The organism is Mesorhizobium sp. Arg314 (genome assembly GCF_053714275.1).
Window position 1 is genome coordinate 54,175 of the sequence record NZ_JBSKBP010000002.1, and the last position, 14,932, is coordinate 69,106.

Sequence of the window (14,932 nt, forward strand, 5' to 3'; positions counted from 1 at the left end):
GTGAAAAAGCGACGAAAAAATGGAAAAAAGCCCGGAATTCCGCGGTTTTCGGCTTGGGTTCCGGAACGCTTCTTTCTAAAGTCCGTTTCCTGCCGGATGAGTCGTAAGTTCCGGTTTTCTCATGGAAGGGAATTTTTATGAACAAGAACGAACTGGTGTCCGCCGTCGCCGACTCCGCAAGCATTTCGAAGGCTGACGCGCAGTCCGCCGTCGATGCGGTGTTCTCTGTGATCACTGGCGAACTGAAGAAGGGCGGCGATGTCCGGCTTGTCGGCTTCGGAAATTTCACCGTGTCAAAACGCGCTGCTTCGACCGGCCGCAACCCGCAGACCGGCGCGGAGGTGAAGATTCCGGCGCGCACCGTGCCGAAGTTCTCGGCCGGCAAGGGCCTCAAGGACGCGGTCAACTAAGACCTTTTTCTTTAAGAGCAGAAAAGCCGGGCTTGCCCGGCTTTTCTTTTTGCAGCGTCAGGCTGTCGGCGCGTCGGCGCGCATCAGGCCTTCCTGTTTCAAATCCGCCCACAGCGCCGCCGGTATCTTGGTATCGAGCAGCGCCCGGTTGCTTTCGACTTCGGCCGGCCGCTGGCCGCCGGGGATCACCGACATCACCGAAGGATGCTGCAACGGGAATTGCAGCGCCGCCTCGATCAGGCGCACATTGTGGCGGCCGCAGACGGCCTCGATGCGCGCCACGCGATCAAGGATCTCCTTCGGCGCCTCGCTGTAATTGTAGAAGGCGCCGGGCTTCGGTCCGGTCGCAAGCACCCCGGAATTGTACGGGCCGCCCAGCACGATGCCGATGCCGCGCTCTTGGCAAAGCGGCAGGAAGCTGGCAAGCGCCTCCTGCTCGAGCAGCGTGTAGCGTCCGGCGAGCAGGAACAGGTCGAAATCGCCGCGCTCGGCGAGCGTCTGGGCGACCTGCCACTCGTTGATGCCGCCGCCGAAGGCCTTGATCACGCCCTGGTCGCGCAGCGCCATCAGCCCGTAATAACCGGACGACATGAACTCCTCGATGCGGGCATCCGAGGCTTCCTTGCTGCCATGGGTGAAGATGTCGACGTCGTGGACGAAGAGGATGTCGATGCGATCGACGCCGAGGCGCTCCAGCGAGGCCTCGAAGGAGCGCATGACGCCGTCATAGCTGTAGTCGTAGACTTCCCGGCGCGACGGCGTCTCGAAGAACTTGCCGATGCCGGTGCGCTGATCCGGCGGGGCAACGCGCATGATGCGGCCGACCTTGCTCGACAGCACATAGTCGTCGCGCTTTCTGCCGCGCAGGAAAGGGTTGAGGCGGGTTTCCGAGAGGCCGAGGCCGTAGAGCGGCGCCGTATCGTAGTAGCGGCAGCCCGTCGCCCATGCAGCTTCCAAGGTGGCATTGGCGTCCTCGTTGGAGACGGCGCGGTAGAGATTGCCGAGCGGCGCGGTGCCGAAACCGAGCTCGGTGAAGGTGATGCCGCCATTGCCGATGCGGTCGAAATGCCGTGTCTTCATGTCTGACGATGTCCCGGAGTGATTTGTCTGACATGACACTATCACGCTCGTGGCCCAGCAAAAGTGCCGAGGCTCGTTGGACAGCGATTTTCGCGGTGGTAGCATGAGCAAAAAGCAGGCCTTTCGCGGGCGGTGAACCGCCAATCACAGAGCCTTGCGATACCTCGGCAGACAGGGCGAGCCGTCATGACCAAAGCCGGATCCGGGATGTTCGCGACCGCGCTGGACGAGCTTGGCGCGGTGCTGGCGCGCACGGATGAAACCCGGATCGACGCCGCCTGCGAAATGCTTGCCGGCGCCGGCAAGATCGCCGTCTATGGCTGCGGCCGCGAGGCGCTGCAGGTCAAGGGCTTTGCCATGCGGCTCTACCATCTCGGCCTGCCGGTCTCCGTCGTCGGCGACATGACCACGCCGCCGCTCGGGCAGGGTGATGTCTTCCTGGTGAGTTCAGGGCCAGGCGAAACCACCACGGTGCTGACCTTGATGCGGGTTGCCCACGAGGCCGGCGCCAAAGTGCTGCTTTTGACGGCGGAGGCCGGCGGCAGCGCCGCGAAGCGCGCCGACTTCACCCTGCTCATTCCGGCGCAGACCATGGCCAGCGACCAGGGCGCGGCAAGAACCTCGGTGCTGCCGATGGGCTCGCTGTTCGAAGGCGCGCTTTTCCTTTTGTTCGAAATCATGGTGCTGAAGCTTAAACGCCTGACCAATGCCACGCCGGAAGCGATGCGCGCCAGGCACACCAACATGGAGTAGGGGATGCGTTACGAACTGATGCTACCGCACCAGATCCGCACGGCGATCGACGAGAACTGGCCGGTCGTGTTGCCGCTCGGCGTGCTCGAATACCATGGCGAGCACATGGCGGTCGGCATGGACACGCTGGCCGTCATCAAGACGGTGGAGCTGATCGAAAAGGAAAAAGACCTCGTCATCCTGCCGCCCTTCTACTACGGCGCGGCGAGCTATGCGGTGGCGGCGCCGGAAGGCAGCGGCTCGGTGCAGGTCGGCGGTAAGGTGCTTTCACCTTTCGCGGAGGAGCTGTTCCACGGCCTGCTGCGCATCGGCTTCCGCAACATCCACGCCATCATCCACCATCAGACCGAGAATTTCGCGGCGGGCATGCCGACCGATCTCGCCTTCAAGACCGCCGGCCGGCAGGCGATCTTTCGCTTCCTCGAAAATGAGCGCGGGGAGGGCTGGTGGGGTTCCGACAAGATGGTCGACTACTATGCCGGCCATGCCCAGGGCGAGAATGTCTTCAACTGGGTGCAGGTGCATCCGCTGATGCCGGCCACGATGAACGGCAAGTACCCGTTCGACCATGCCGGCAAAGGTGAAACGTCGCTTATGCTGGCGCTGTGCCCTGAGGCGGTGGACGAGAAGCATTTCGCCGACAACACCAGCTGGTACACGAAAACCGCCGCGGAAGCCTCGGCGGGTCTCGGCAAGATAGGCGTCGCGATGATCCTCGACCATCTCAGGGCGATCTTGGTGCGATAGGCGCGGTTCTTCCTTCTCCCCTTGTGGGAGAAGGTGGATCGGCGCGTTAGCGCCGAGACGGATGAGGGGTGTTCCAGCGGAGTGACACATCGGCGCTCCCTGGAGCACCCCTCATCCGTCGCCTTCGGCGACACCTTCTCCCGCAAGGGGAGAAGGAGAAGTCCAGCTATTTCACCGAGCCGGCCGTCATGCCCATGATCAGATAGCGCTCGAGCGCGATGCCGATGATCGCCAGCGGCGCGATGGCGGCCGTGGCAAGGGCGGCCATCGACCACCAGTTGATGCCTTGCGAGCCGGTCTGGCTCGCCACCATGACGGGAATCGTCTTGGCGTCCGTCGACGTCAGAAGGGCCGCGAAAAAATATTCGTTCCAGCACAGCACCATTGCCAGGATGAAGGCGGCGACCATACCCGGCAGGGCAATCGGCATGACGATGCGAAAAAAAGCGCCCCAGATCGACAGGCCGTCGACCAAAGCAGCTTCCTCCAGCTCGATGGGAATAGAGTTGAACTGGTCGCGCATGACCCAGATGACGATCGGCAGCACCATCAGCGTGTAGAGGAGCACGAGCCCGATCCGCGTATCGAGGAGTGCCACTTCGCGGTAGAGCACCAGGAAGGGGAGCGCCAACACGACCGGTGGCAGGATCAACTGCGACAGGAAGAAGAAGGAGATGTCCTCGTTCTTGAACCAGGCGAACTTGTAGCGGTAGCGGGTGAGGCCGTAGGCGGCGAGGCTGCCGATGATGATGGCGAGGCCCGATGCCCCCACGGAGGTGATGACCGAATTCATGAAGCGTTTCAGGAATTCGTCGCGCACGGTCGATGTCTGGAAGATCGAATCCGGTGACAGGCCGAGCGACCGCCAGCCCTTCCAATCCGGTTGGAAGTCGACGAAGGGGACCAGATGCCCTTGAGTGACGTCGACCGCCGATTTGAACGAGGTGGTGATCGTCCAGTAGATCGGGAACAGGCAGACGAAGGCCCAGAAGACGAGCGCGCCATAGATGAAGACGCGGCTGGTGATGAAGCTCGCCGGAGAACGGATTTCGGAGACGGTATAGTCGGTGGTCTGAACGCTCATGATCCGGCCACTCAGTTGACGTTGCGCACAAAGCGGTTGGCGAGCTTCAGGAGCCAGGTCACGAACACCACGATGATGACCAGATAGGCCATCGCCAGCATGGTGCCATAGCCGACATTCGAGCGGTCGCGGTATTCGCGGTAGATAAAGCTCGACACGGAATCGGTCGCACCGCCCGGGCCGCCCGAGGTCACCGTGATGATGATGTCGGCAAGCTTCAACTTGAAGATGATGCGCAGGATGACGGCGGTCACTGAGACCGGCAGCATCAGCGGGAAGGTGACCTGCCAGAAGGTCTGCCATGCGGTCGCGCCGTCGACGCGCGCCGCCTCCAGCACCTCGCGCGACATTGCCTGCAGGCCGGCCAGCAGCATGATCATCATGAACGGAATGAAGGTCCAGGCATCGAGGATCATGATCGCGATGCGCGCGGTGATCGGATCGGAGAAGAAGGCGGGGTTGTCCCAGCCGAGATGGCGCGCCAACGTCGCAGCCGGTCCGAACCGGTACTCCATCAGCGATTTGCCGATCATCCAGGACACCGCGACCGGCGACAGCATCAGCGGCATCAGGAAGACGACGCGGAAGAATTTTCGCGCCCGGATCTGCGCGTTCAGCAACAGCGCCAGGCCGAAGGCGATGACATATTCGACCAGCACCGCCAGCACGTAGAGCACCATGTTGAACAGCGCATTGCGGTAATAGGGATCGCTCAGCATCTGCCAGAAATTGTCGAGCCCGTTAAACCTGCGGCCACTGAAGGAACTGAGGTTCCAGTCGGTGAGCGCGATGTAGAAACCGAACAGCGTCGGGAAGATCACCATGGCGATGGTAAAAAGCAGCGCCGGCAATAGGAACAGCGCGCGCTGGCCGTCCTCGCCACGCGTCAGAACCTGCCATGCGCCGAGCGCTGCGCCCCATAGGATATAGGCGTAGATCACCGGACGCCAGGTGTCGAAACCGACGGCGGACATCTCGGTCTTGTAGAGGATCTGCACGACGATGATCGCCAGAAGGCCAAGTGTTGCGATGGCCAGCACGCCCCAGCCGAGGCGCTTGCGGCCGGCCGGGATCAGGTCGGCAGGATGTGCCGACCACGCATTCGCGGTCGAAGTCTGCTCAGCCACGCTCTTGCCCCTTGCGTCAACCTAAACATGCGGCCCGGCGACGAGGTCGCCGGGCCGCGACTTTTCGATGTGACAGCCTACATGCCGAGCGAGGCTTTGTAGAGCTTGACTTGCTTTTCACGGCCGATCTGGTCGGTCAGCTTTTCCCAGGCGGCGGCGATGGCGTCGGCGCCTTCCTGTGCCTTCATCTTGCCGGCGAAGGTGTTGGCCAGAATGTCCTCGGCGGCCGAGTAGTACTGGAAGATGCCGGGGATGCGCGGTTCGATCGCCGCGTTTGGGTGGTTGTAAGAGTCGCCCTCCGACTTGAGATAGGAGGTGATGAAGGCCTCGGCATAGCCCGCCGCCACCCATTCCGGAATGTTGAAATGGGAGTTGCGGTAGGGCTGGAAGCCCGACGGATACATCGCCGTCCAGAGCGACAGGTCCTTGCCGCCGAGATGGGCGGCGGCCGACCATGCCGCCTTTTTCTTTTTCTCGTCGCTGTCGACGCGGGCCATGACATAGACGCCCCAGCCGAGATAGGCGCAATTCGGCGAATAGTTCGGGCCGCTTGCGAGCTTCTCCCACTTGCCGGTCTTGGAGTTGTAGACGTCGTCCGAACCCGGCAGGATCGAGAAGCCGGTGACGTCGCCGATCACCGACGAGTCGTTGGTCTTGACGTTGGAGCCGATATCGCCCCACCACGGGATCATCGAGCCGGTTCCGGCCAGGAACTGCTGGAAGCCCGTGGTGTTTGGATCGGCGTTGATCTGATCTGCAGGTTCGGACGGCAGGGCGTCGATCACATCCTGGATGGCGCGCACCCAGGCCGGGTTGTTGATGCGCGGCTTCATCGTATCGAGATCGAACAGCCAGGCCTTGTCATCCGGGTGCTTGGCATAGGCGGTAGCGCGGCTGCCGAGGAAGTAGAAGCCGAAGCCGCCCCAGGGCTTGGGCGCGTCGAGATAGCCGTAGACATCCTGGCCCTTGAACTTCTTGCCCTTGAGGAACTTGGTGACGGCCTGCACTTCCTGCCAGGTCTTCGGAACGCCCCACTCGGTCGTCGCGCCGCTTGCCTTCCATTGCTTGGCGAGGTCGGCATCGGCGAACACGTCGGTGCGGTAGTTGAAGTTGTGCGTGTCGCCGTCGATGGTGCAGCGATATTGCTTGCCGTCCCAAGTGCCGACCGGGGGCTTCAGGTAGTTGACGAGGTCGTCGAAGTCGATCTGCTTCTTGACCCAGTCAGGCATCTCCGAGGTAAGGCCCTTGCCGCAGACGTCGCCTTCGAAGGGCGCGCCCATCTCGATGATATCGAAGTCGACGGTCTTGGTAGCGATGGACTGCTGCAGGCGGGCGTTGTAGTCGGCCTGGGCGAGGTCGATCCAGCTGATCTTGGCGCCGGTATAGGCCTCCCAGGGCTTCAGGAAGCCACGGAACAGTACATTGTGCAGGTTCTGGTTGTTGAGGCCCATGAAGGTGAGCTCGACGCCGGCGAATTCACCTTGCTTGATACTGGCCTTGGTTGCTCCTAGGCAAAGCTCGCCGACCTTCTGGAAGTCGGCGTCCGTCGGCTGGCCTTTGCCGACGCCGGGTATCTGCACGATTTGCGCGCGTAAGCTGTCGGCGGCAGAGGCCGGCCTTGTCAACGCGCCGAGCCCGGCGCCGGACGCGGCGGCGATTGCGGCCATGCTGGCCGCGCCCTTCAACAGATCGCGGCGGCTCGCGCCGGCGCGCATCAGTTTCTCATACAGGTCGACTCTCATCTACAGGTTCCTCCCAGAACAACAGCGATTGAATTGAAGTGCCAATCTCTCGACGTCGAAACGCCAGCGGTTCTCCTCGATCATACGGGGACGTGGGACCCCACCCTGCGTCGCCGGAGCTCCGATTTCCCGGTAAAATACCGGCTCTCGGATTGGCACTCGCCACTATTCGCGTAATCGATTACCTTGTCAACAAGGTTGGCTTTTTAACTATAAGATACCGACTTGCCGTTGCCGTTCGCAATGGCTAGCTTCACCGCAAACGATAAAGGGGAGACGATGGCTCAAGTCGCGATCAGCAGTGTGGCCAAGGCGTTCGGAACCGTCAAGGTCCTGCATGAAGTCAGCGTCGACATCGCCGACGGACAGTTCGTCGTGCTGGTCGGCCCGTCGGGGTGCGGCAAGTCCACACTTCTGAGGATGGTGGCCGGACTGGAGACCGTTTCCGGCGGCACGATCTCGATCGGCGACCGCGTCGTCAACAATCTGCCGCCGGCGAAGCGCGACATCGCCATGGTGTTCCAGAATTACGCGCTCTATCCGCACAAGACGGTGGAGCAGAACATGGCCTTCGCGCTGAAGCTGCGCGGCACCGATCCGGCCGTGGTCGCCGAGCGGGTCAAGCGCGCCGCCGACATCCTCGACCTCGCTCCCTATCTCAAGCGCTATCCGCGCCAGCTTTCGGGCGGCCAGCGTCAGCGCGTCGCCATGGGCCGCGCCATCGTGCGCAATCCGCAGGTGTTCCTGTTCGACGAGCCGCTTTCCAACCTCGACGCCAAGCTGCGCGTGCAGATGCGCACCGAGATCAAGGAATTGCACCAGCGGCTGAAGACCACGACCATCTACGTCACCCACGATCAGATCGAGGCCATGACCATGGCCGACAAGATCGTCGTGATGCGCGACGGCCGTATCGAGCAGGTCGGCGCGCCGCTGGAACTGTTCGACCGGCCGGCGAACCTTTTCGTCGCCGGTTTCATCGGCTCGCCTTCGATGAACCTGCTCAAGGGCACTGTAAAGAAGGCTGACAAACCGGCGGTCGAGATCGCCAGCACGGCGTTTCCGATGCCGTCAGGGGCCGCCGCCGAGGACGGCCAGGCCGTTGTCTATGGTGTGCGTCCGGAACATCTGGAGATCCATCCGGAAGGCGTCGAGGCCAAGGTCTCGGTGGTCGAGCCGACAGGCTCCGAGACCCTGGCCTTCGTGCGCTTCGGCGAGGGCGAGATGGTGGCGCTGTTTCGCGAGCGGCACGACTTCAAGCCGGGCGACACACTGAAGCTCAAGCCCCGTCTCGACCAGGTCCACCTCTTCGACGCCGGGACCGGCAAGCGTCTCTGACCGCACACAAGTCTTCAAGAGGAAACCATGCTCAAAGGGATCAATCCGCTGCTCAATGCCGATGTGCTCCAGGCGCTGCGGGCGATGGGCCATGGCGACGATCTGATCATCGCCGACACCAATTTCCCGTCCGACTCCGTGGCGAGACAGACGGTGCTCGGCAAGCTTTTACGCATCGACGCGACGGCGGCGGACGTGGTGAAGGCGGTGCTGTCCCTCTATCCGCTGGATAGTTTCGTCGACGATGCGGCGGCGCGCATGGAGATCGTCGGCAAGCCGGACGAAATCCCGCCGGTGCAGAAGGAGGTTCAGAGGGAGGTCGACGCCGCCGAGGGCAAGCCCTGGCCGATGATCTCGATCGAGCGCTACGCCTTCTACGAGCGCTCCAAGAAGGCCTATTGCGTGATCCAGACCGGCGAGCGCCGCTTCTATGGCTGCTTTGCTTTCCGCAAGGGCGTCGTGCCGCCGGATGCGGAGTGAGACGATGGCCTCCGGCAAGCCCGTTGTCATGAAACCTGTCGTCATCCTGGGTGTCTTCGTCGCCGATACCGCCTATCGCGCCGATCGCCAGCCCCGCATGGGCGAGACGATTCTCGGCAATTCCTTCAAGCTCGGCCCGGGCGGCAAAGGCTCGAACCAGGCGGTCGCAGCCGGCAAGCTCGGCGCCGACATCACCTTCCTGACCCGTCTCGGTGTCGATGCCTTCGCCGACATGGCCAAACAGACCTGGAAGGATGCTGGCGTGAAGAGCGCCGTCATCGATACGCCCGACAGTTATACGGGCGCTGCTTACATCTTCGTCGAGGAGGGGACCGGTAACAACGCCATCATCGTCAGCCCGGGCGCCGCGATGCTGATCTCGCCCGAAGACATCGAGGAGCATGCCGGCCTGATCCGGTCCGCCGGCGTGTTCGTCACCCAGCTCGAGCAGCCGATCGACGCGGCCCTGAAAGCCTTGGAGATCGCGCGCGGGGCAGGGGTGACGACCATCCTGAACCCGGCGCCGGCGGCCAGCCTGCCCGACCGCATCTACACGCTGTGCGACTATGTCACGCCCAACGAGACTGAAGCCGAAGGGCTGACCGGCATCAAGGTGTCGTCGATCGACGACGCCCGCCGCGCCGCCGACAGCCTCCTGGCCAAGGGCGTTGGCGCCGTCATCGTGACGCTCGGTGAAAAGGGAGCGCTGCTGCATGCGAAGGATCGCTCCGACCATGTCGGCGCGGTCAATGCCGGCCCGGTGGTCGAGACCACAGGGGCGGGCGATGCGTTCAATGGCGGTCTCGCCGCGGCTCTGGCAAAAGGCGTCGAGCCACTGGAGGCCGTGCGCTTTGCCTGCGCGGTCGCCGGCATTTCGGTGACCCGTCCCGGCACCGCGCCGTCGATGCCGACATTACAAGAGGTCGAGGCGCTGCTCGCCGAGGCCTGAAACCTCCCGCCTAGCTGTCTTTCGCGCGCGGCTTCGTTAGCGCCTCCTTATTCGGAACGCAATTGAGACGAGCGCGTTCATCGTCCTGTCGGCGACGCCGATTTGGAACGGTAGGATGAAAAAGCACTACGAAAAGCCCACGCTCGTGAAGCGCCAGAAGCTCACCGAACGGGCGGCCCAGATTATCGCTTCCGGCGTCGTACTGGGCGAGTGATTTCCAAGATCGGCCCCGGTGGCGCTAAAGTATCCTGCTGGTCAGCTCCAGCATCGTCGTTGCGCCTTGCTCGCTGCCGGGCATATGCACGACGCGCAGAACCCGAAGGTCCCTGCTCGATCCTTCGACCGGCATCGACACGCTTTCGCCTACCCGCGGCAATTCCTGGAAGGCGAGCTCGTCGACATCCCTGGCGTCATCAATCGAAATGCGGCATCTCACAGCCATCTTGATCTCCCGTTTTTTTCGCTCCTGGGCTGAACGGGACAAGGTTGGAATGGTTCCGAGATAGCGCGCGCCCAAGCGGCAAAGTGCGAGCAAGTTCGTATTTATTGACGATGGGCCGCGCGTCGCTTCCGGCAATACACCGGAATCCACGTCAAAGCGCCCTGCACAAGCCTGATTTTCGGCTGATCCGTGAAGGAAAATGGCGCGAGTGACGGGGCTCGAACCCGCGACCTCCGGCGTGACAGGCCGGCACTCTAACCGACTGAGCTACACCCGCGCACTGACGAGCACGTGTCAGGCGTGTTCGTCGTTGGGGCGGTGGATAAGGGGTTCGTCTGCGGGTGTCAAGCGCGGCATTGAAGCATTACAGCAATCAGGAGAAGGTTTTTTGACAGCGGCGCCGAGGCTGGGGAAATCCGCACCGCGACGGGCGCGCCGTCTGTTCATTTGGCCTTGCGAATGCGGCCCTAACTGCTTAAAGGTCCGCGCTCAAGCGGGCGATTAGCTCAGTTGGTAGAGCGCTTCGTTTACACCGAAGATGTCGGCGGTTCGAGCCCGTCATCGCCCACCATCCTGCCGGAAAAGCTGGAAACAGAATGTGGCAGCGGCCCTTACCAGGGCCGCCACCTCGTCGAGCGCCGGCTACTGCCTGATGTAGCAATTCTTGTGCGCGCCCGGGGCAGGGTCATCGCCAAAGGTGTCGTTGCTGCAGTCGACGCCGTTTCTGAAGACGTCCTGTGCGTACCGGCCGCGTGCGCCGTATCGGACCACCGCACGGCCGCGGAAATCGCAGAACTCACCCTCTCGCGCGCAGGCGACCCATTCGCCGCGGTCGGGGCGAGAGCCATATTGGTCGTCGCCGTAATTGTTATCGCCGTAGTTATTGTCACCGCCATAGTCGCCGCGACCGCGCGCCGCGAAATAGCAAGCCTTTTCACGGCCGGGGGCCGGGTCGCCAAAAACGCGATTCGAGCAAGGCACGGCTCGGCGGTCGAAAAACCGGGAGGTCGTTCGGCCACGCGCGCCGTAGACCACTTCCCCAGGGTAGGGCAAGCGGCATATGCCGCCTTCATTCGCGCATCGACGCAGCTGCTGCGCCGAGGCGGTGGCGGGGAAAAGGGCGGTGGCGGCGGCAGCCAGGCCGACGAAGCAAATGGCTGCAAACACCATTCGGATCAAGGCAGTTGGGGTTTTTGACACGATTTGTCCTCCATGCGATTCAAGCGAGGGCATCCTACCGCAACCCGGTTGAATAGGCGATGAATGAGCCGGCCGTTGCAAGAGCGGCCGTCGCCGGCCCATCCCGAGAGGGAAGGGCCGTCGTCGAAACCGCGGCGAATCACGGCGGCGTCAGGCGGAAATCCTGGCCTTCCGGCAGGAGCTGGCCGCCATCGACGACGATCGTCGTGCCGGTGATATAGCTGGCGTCGTCCGAGGCCAGGAACAGGAAGGCATTGGCGACGTCGCGCGGCGTGCCGAGGCGTCCGAGCGGCACGGCGTCCTCCATGCTCTTGATGAAAGCGGCATCGCGGTGCAGCTTCATGCCCTCGGTCAGGATGTTGCCGGGCTCGACGCCGGCAACGAGACGCTGACGAAGTTCCCGCGGGATATCCGTGTCAAATCCTGACCGGTCTTCTTCGGCAAGCGATACCGCGCCCGACATCGATGCCGGAATTCTCGATCGGATGATCGAGATCAGGCGCCATCTGCATCGCCACCCGGAGCTTTCAAACCGCGAGGCGGGCACGCAGCGTTATTTGCGGGAAATGCTCGTGAGGGAAGGTTCGCCGATATTCGTGATGTCGCCGGCTACGGGCTTGCCGTCGATATTGTCGGTACCGGCAGGCAGTCGAACCGCAAGCTCGCCATTCGCGCCGATATAGATGCCTTGCCGATCGAAGAGGAAGCCGGTGTCGATTATGCGTCGGAAAACCCCGGCGTGATGCATGCCTGCGGCCATGACGCGCATGCCGCGATGGGTTTTGCGGTGGCCGCGCATCTGCATCGCTTGCGCGACAGTTTCGGCGGAACCGTCCGCCTCATCTTTCAGCCGGCCGAAGAGGACGAACCGTCGGGCGGCAGGCGGGTGGTGGAGGAGGGGCTTCTCGACGACGTCGATGCCGCGATCTGCGTCCATGTCGATCCGTATACGCCGTCCGGCAAGGTCGCCGTCGGTTCCGGTCCCTACACCTTGGCTTGCGACACGTTCGATGTGCTGGTCACCGGCTCGGCGGCGCATGCGGCAAAACCCTACGAAGGCGTCGATGCGCTGGCCGTGGGCTGCTCCATGGTGGGCGAACTGCAGAAGATCGTTTCGCGCGAGACCGATCCCTACGACCCGCTGGTCATTTCGGTGACTGCCATCAACGGCGGCAATGCCTATAACGTGACCGCCGGCAAGATCGTGTTCAAAGACACCATCCGCAGCGGCAGCGACACGACCAGGGAGCGCGCCTGGCGCCGGCTTCGCGAGGTGCTGGAGGGAATAGCGGCAAGCCACGGCGCGAGCGTGGAGGTCGACATCCACCGCGGCGAACCTGGCGTTGTCAACGATGCCGAGATGGCGGCGCTGATCATTGCCGGCGCCAAGGCCAGCATCGGCGCGGACAATGCCCTGAACATGCCTGGATGGAGCATTGCCGACGACTTCGGCTATTACAGCGAGAAACGCCCCTCAGTCTATTTCAGGCTCGGCATTCGCAATGAAGAGGTCGGGTCGGTCTATCCGCTGCACCACGCCAAGTTTCGCGTCGACGAGGCGGCTTTGAAAAACGGCGCGCTCACCTTGATTTCGGCGGCAACGATGTTCCTGGCGGGGCAGGAGAATCCCGGCGCGTCGTGAGGTCGCAAACGCCGGTCTCGGATCGGCAACTGGTTAAAGGTACCGCGCGACCTTCTTGCCAACGGTCAGGAAGCGAAGCGGGTCGACCGCCTCGCCATCGTGGCGCACTTCGTAGTGAAGGTGCGGACCGGTCGACCGGCCGCTGCTGCCGGTCTTGCCGATGACGTCACCGGCGGCAAGCTTCTGGCCGACGCTCACATCGATCTCGCTCAAATGTCCATAGCGTGTGGCAAAGCCGTTGCCATGGTCGACCTCGACCATGCGGCCGTAGCCGCCGGCCCAGCCGGCCCTGGTGACGATTCCGGCGGCCGTGACCTTTGCCGGCATGCCGATCGGCGCCCTGAAATCCATGCCCGTGTGCAGGGCGGCGCTGCCCAGGATCGGATCGGTGCGCACACCAAACGGGCTGGTCACCGCATGGCCAGGGGCCGGGTTGGCGAGCGGCAGCTTGCGAGCCTCCTTCTTGACCCCGTCAAGCGCGTCGAGCGCTTCGTCCAGCTCCTTGACCTTGCTGTCGAAAACCATCGAGGGATCAAGCGGAACCAGCGGGCCGCCGACATCGCTCTTGTTGAGTTCGCTGTCGACCGGAAGGCCTGCCGCTTCCAGAGCCTGCGCGATGGCATCGGCATTCTTGTAGGCGTTGCCGGCAAGCGTGGCGATGCGCGAGAGCTGCTGGTTCTCAATGGCCTTCAGCGACGCGTTGATCGAGACGAACAGCTTGTCGGCGCGATCGGCGGCCGTTTCGCCGCCGAGCGGATCGGACCTCGTGGACCAGAGTGAGAAGGGCCTTGTGTCACCGGCACTCAGGCTGGCGACGGAATAGGTCGGCGCTTGCGAAAGGCTGCCGGTGGTATCGGCATGCTCGTCAGGCTTAGGCGTCGCCGCGTTTGTCGCGGGCGCGTCGCCGACCTCGTTCTCGGCGCGCTCGAGGATCGGGCCGAGCCGTCCGTGGCGCTCGCTGAGCTGGGTCTGCCTCGCCAGCAACTCGCTGACCTTGGTTTCCATCAGTTGCTGGTCGAGAAGCTGGCGGCTGGTGATCCGGTCGACTTGAGCCCGAAGGGCCGAGATGCGGTCCTCATAGGCCTGCTGCATGCGCGCCTGTCTTGCCGTCGTGGCGCCGATCAGGTCGTCGCGCAGCACCAGATAGGAAGTGGCGAGCAGGTAGCCGATGGCGATCGCCGCCAAGGCCGAGCCGATGAAGGCGGCGAGCCAGGGGCGGATGGTGAAATGCCTTATCTCGTTGCCCCGGGCGATGATGACCGTGTGCGGTTCCTTGCGCCTGCCGAAGACAGCTGACTGACCGGTTGGTTTCACGGGGACCAGGCTTTCGTTACGGGACCAACGACTAGCCTGATTACACATTATTAGGGTTAACAAAGGTTTGCCGGCCGCAATCCCGGCGCAACCGGTGCCCGTATCGCGGGTAGCGAGTTGTGCGAGATGCTTCGGCGCCTCAGAGCGCGCGCACGGCCTCAAGCACCGCTTCGGCGTGGCCTTTGACTCGAACCTGGCGCCAGACGCGCGCGATGCGCCCGTCCTTCCCGATCAGGAAGGTGGCGCGCTCGACACCCATATATTTGCGCCCGTACATCGTCTTCTCGACCCACAAATGATAGGCCTCGATCACCTTGCGCTCCTCGTCGGCGACGAGATCGACGGTGAGATCGTGCTTCGCCTTGAATTTGTCGTGTTTCTTCACGCTATCGGGCGAGAGCCCGATCACCACGGCGCCGGCCTTCTCGAATTCCGGTTTCAACTGCGAGAAGCCGATCGCCTCGTTGGTGCAACCTGTGGTGTCGTCCTGCGGATAGAAGTAGAGTACAATTGGCTTGCCCGGGAATGCGGCGAGGCTGAGGGAGCCGCCGCCGTCACGCGGAAGATCGAATTGGGGTGCTGCGTCGCCCACCTCGAGATCAGCCATATCGATGCCCTTGTTTG

At 63.0% G+C, this 14,932-nt stretch carries 17 protein-coding genes, 2 tRNA genes and 1 pseudogene; 9 read left to right on the plus strand and 11 right to left on the minus strand.

What is annotated here, in order from left to right:
* Nucleotides 1-137 precede the first annotated feature (137 nt).
* Complete coding sequence (hupB, locus tag ACWGS9_RS02270; protein WP_027166452.1) at nucleotides 138-410, plus strand: DNA-binding protein HupB; 273 nt, start codon at nucleotides 138-140, stop codon at nucleotides 408-410.
* Nucleotides 411-467: 57 nt separating this feature from the next.
* Here the strand turns inward: hupB and ACWGS9_RS02275 are convergent, their stop codons facing one another.
* Nucleotides 468-1,490, minus strand: coding sequence for an aldo/keto reductase (locus ACWGS9_RS02275; RefSeq protein WP_454503698.1), 1,023 nt, complete (start codon nucleotides 1,488-1,490; stop codon nucleotides 468-470).
* Nucleotides 1,491-1,676: 186 nt separating this feature from the next.
* Between ACWGS9_RS02275 and ACWGS9_RS02280 the strand changes: the two genes are divergently transcribed.
* The gene (locus ACWGS9_RS02280; RefSeq protein ID WP_454503699.1) at nucleotides 1,677-2,243 is read left to right on the plus strand and encodes an SIS domain-containing protein; all 567 of its coding nucleotides are present in this window, start codon (nucleotides 1,677-1,679) and stop codon (nucleotides 2,241-2,243) included.
* Between the two features lie 3 nt (nucleotides 2,244-2,246).
* Nucleotides 2,247-2,990 carry a creatininase family protein gene (locus ACWGS9_RS02285; RefSeq protein WP_454503700.1) on the plus strand — a complete coding sequence of 248 codons (744 nt, stop codon included), beginning with the start codon at nucleotides 2,247-2,249 and terminating at the stop codon, nucleotides 2,988-2,990.
* Nucleotides 2,991-3,156: 166 nt separating this feature from the next.
* Here the strand turns inward: ACWGS9_RS02285 and ACWGS9_RS02290 are convergent, their stop codons facing one another.
* The 3 genes from ACWGS9_RS02290 to ACWGS9_RS02300 all read right to left on the minus strand — a co-directional run bounded on the left by ACWGS9_RS02290 (nucleotide 3,157) and on the right by ACWGS9_RS02300 (nucleotide 6,943).
* Nucleotides 3,157-4,074 carry a carbohydrate ABC transporter permease gene (locus tag ACWGS9_RS02290; protein WP_454503701.1) on the minus strand — a complete coding sequence of 306 codons (918 nt, stop codon included), beginning with the start codon at nucleotides 4,072-4,074 and terminating at the stop codon, nucleotides 3,157-3,159.
* 11 nt (nucleotides 4,075-4,085) lie between these two features.
* Complete coding sequence (locus ACWGS9_RS02295; RefSeq protein ID WP_454503702.1) at nucleotides 4,086-5,201, minus strand: carbohydrate ABC transporter permease; 1,116 nt, start codon at nucleotides 5,199-5,201, stop codon at nucleotides 4,086-4,088.
* Between the two features lie 77 nt (nucleotides 5,202-5,278).
* Nucleotides 5,279-6,943, minus strand: coding sequence for a sugar ABC transporter substrate-binding protein (locus ACWGS9_RS02300; RefSeq protein WP_454503703.1), 1,665 nt, complete (start codon nucleotides 6,941-6,943; stop codon nucleotides 5,279-5,281).
* 279 nt (nucleotides 6,944-7,222) lie between these two features.
* Here ACWGS9_RS02300 and ACWGS9_RS02305 point away from each other — a divergent pair, with 279 nt between their 5' ends.
* From ACWGS9_RS02305 to ACWGS9_RS02320, 4 genes are all read left to right on the plus strand, one after another.
* On the plus strand, nucleotides 7,223-8,281 hold the full coding sequence (locus tag ACWGS9_RS02305) for an ABC transporter ATP-binding protein (RefSeq protein WP_454503704.1): 1,059 nt from the start codon (nucleotides 7,223-7,225) through the stop codon (nucleotides 8,279-8,281).
* A gap of 27 nt (nucleotides 8,282-8,308) precedes the next feature.
* Entirely contained in the window at nucleotides 8,309-8,761 is a 453-nt protein-coding gene (locus tag ACWGS9_RS02310) for an RbsD/FucU family protein (protein ID WP_454503705.1), read from the plus strand.
* 4 nt (nucleotides 8,762-8,765) lie between these two features.
* Nucleotides 8,766-9,710, plus strand: a complete 945-nt coding sequence (gene rbsK, locus ACWGS9_RS02315; RefSeq protein WP_454503706.1) for a ribokinase — start codon at nucleotides 8,766-8,768, stop codon at nucleotides 9,708-9,710.
* Nucleotides 9,711-9,825: 115 nt separating this feature from the next.
* Entirely contained in the window at nucleotides 9,826-9,924 is a 99-nt protein-coding gene (locus tag ACWGS9_RS02320; protein ID WP_454503707.1) for a putative RiPP precursor, read from the plus strand.
* Nucleotides 9,925-9,948: 24 nt separating this feature from the next.
* On the opposite strand, the gene ACWGS9_RS02325 is transcribed toward ACWGS9_RS02320, so the two are convergent.
* Together ACWGS9_RS02325 and ACWGS9_RS02330 are read right to left on the minus strand one after the other, a co-directional pair.
* On the minus strand, nucleotides 9,949-10,152 hold the full coding sequence (locus ACWGS9_RS02325; RefSeq protein WP_027166441.1) for a hypothetical protein: 204 nt from the start codon (nucleotides 10,150-10,152) through the stop codon (nucleotides 9,949-9,951).
* Between the two features lie 200 nt (nucleotides 10,153-10,352).
* Nucleotides 10,353-10,429 (minus strand) — tRNA-Asp (locus ACWGS9_RS02330).
* A gap of 218 nt (nucleotides 10,430-10,647) precedes the next feature.
* On the opposite strand from ACWGS9_RS02330, the gene ACWGS9_RS02335 reads away from it, so the two are divergent.
* A tRNA-Val gene (locus ACWGS9_RS02335) sits at nucleotides 10,648-10,723 on the plus strand.
* A gap of 71 nt (nucleotides 10,724-10,794) precedes the next feature.
* Here the strand turns inward: ACWGS9_RS02335 and ACWGS9_RS02340 are convergent.
* The 3 genes and pseudogenes from ACWGS9_RS02340 to ACWGS9_RS02350 form a co-directional block, all read right to left on the minus strand.
* Nucleotides 10,795-11,352 carry a hypothetical protein gene (locus tag ACWGS9_RS02340; RefSeq protein ID WP_454503708.1) on the minus strand — a complete coding sequence of 186 codons (558 nt, stop codon included), beginning with the start codon at nucleotides 11,350-11,352 and terminating at the stop codon, nucleotides 10,795-10,797.
* Nucleotides 11,353-11,491: 139 nt separating this feature from the next.
* Nucleotides 11,492-11,734: pseudogene (locus tag ACWGS9_RS02345) on the minus strand (SDR family oxidoreductase); the annotation flags it as partial.
* 171 nt (nucleotides 11,735-11,905) lie between these two features.
* Nucleotides 11,906-12,112, minus strand: a complete 207-nt coding sequence (locus ACWGS9_RS02350; protein WP_454503972.1) for a hypothetical protein — start codon at nucleotides 12,110-12,112, stop codon at nucleotides 11,906-11,908.
* On the opposite strand from ACWGS9_RS02350, the gene ACWGS9_RS02355 reads away from it, so the two are divergent.
* Entirely contained in the window at nucleotides 12,041-12,994 is a 954-nt protein-coding gene (locus ACWGS9_RS02355; protein WP_454503709.1) for a M20 metallopeptidase family protein, read from the plus strand. The two genes, ACWGS9_RS02350 and ACWGS9_RS02355, sit on opposite strands and share 72 nt — an antisense overlap.
* 33 nt (nucleotides 12,995-13,027) lie before the next feature.
* Here ACWGS9_RS02355 and ACWGS9_RS02360 read toward each other — a convergent pair whose 3' ends face one another.
* Nucleotides 13,028-14,308 (minus strand): M23 family metallopeptidase, encoded by a 1,281-nt coding sequence (locus ACWGS9_RS02360; protein WP_454503710.1) that lies wholly within the window; start codon nucleotides 14,306-14,308, stop codon nucleotides 13,028-13,030.
* Between the two features lie 139 nt (nucleotides 14,309-14,447).
* Entirely contained in the window at nucleotides 14,448-14,915 is a 468-nt protein-coding gene (locus tag ACWGS9_RS02365; RefSeq protein WP_454503711.1) for a peroxiredoxin, read from the minus strand.
* Between the last annotated feature and the right edge of the window lie 17 nt (nucleotides 14,916-14,932).

Excerpts from the sequence above, each read along its gene's own strand:
- hupB (WP_027166452.1), top strand. The coding sequence starts at position 138 with ATGAACAAGAACGAACTGGTGTCCGCCGTCGCCGACTCCGCAAGCATT.
- ACWGS9_RS02275 (WP_454503698.1), bottom strand. The coding sequence starts at position 1,490 with ATGAAGACACGGCATTTCGACCGCATCGGCAATGGCGGCATCACCTTC.
- ACWGS9_RS02280 (WP_454503699.1), top strand. The coding sequence starts at position 1,677 with ATGACCAAAGCCGGATCCGGGATGTTCGCGACCGCGCTGGACGAGCTT.
- ACWGS9_RS02285 (WP_454503700.1), top strand. The coding sequence starts at position 2,247 with ATGCGTTACGAACTGATGCTACCGCACCAGATCCGCACGGCGATCGAC.
- ACWGS9_RS02290 (WP_454503701.1), bottom strand. The coding sequence starts at position 4,074 with ATGAGCGTTCAGACCACCGACTATACCGTCTCCGAAATCCGTTCTCCG.
- ACWGS9_RS02300 (WP_454503703.1), bottom strand. The coding sequence starts at position 6,943 with ATGAGAGTCGACCTGTATGAGAAACTGATGCGCGCCGGCGCGAGCCGC.
- ACWGS9_RS02305 (WP_454503704.1), top strand. The coding sequence starts at position 7,223 with ATGGCTCAAGTCGCGATCAGCAGTGTGGCCAAGGCGTTCGGAACCGTC.
- ACWGS9_RS02310 (WP_454503705.1), top strand. The coding sequence starts at position 8,309 with ATGCTCAAAGGGATCAATCCGCTGCTCAATGCCGATGTGCTCCAGGCG.
- rbsK (WP_454503706.1), top strand. The coding sequence starts at position 8,766 with ATGGCCTCCGGCAAGCCCGTTGTCATGAAACCTGTCGTCATCCTGGGT.
- ACWGS9_RS02320 (WP_454503707.1), top strand. The coding sequence starts at position 9,826 with ATGAAAAAGCACTACGAAAAGCCCACGCTCGTGAAGCGCCAGAAGCTC.
- ACWGS9_RS02325 (WP_027166441.1), bottom strand. The coding sequence starts at position 10,152 with ATGGCTGTGAGATGCCGCATTTCGATTGATGACGCCAGGGATGTCGAC.
- ACWGS9_RS02350 (WP_454503972.1), bottom strand. The coding sequence starts at position 12,112 with ATGGCCGCAGGCATGCATCACGCCGGGGTTTTCCGACGCATAATCGAC.
- ACWGS9_RS02365 (WP_454503711.1), bottom strand. The coding sequence starts at position 14,915 with ATGGCTGATCTCGAGGTGGGCGACGCAGCACCCCAATTCGATCTTCCG.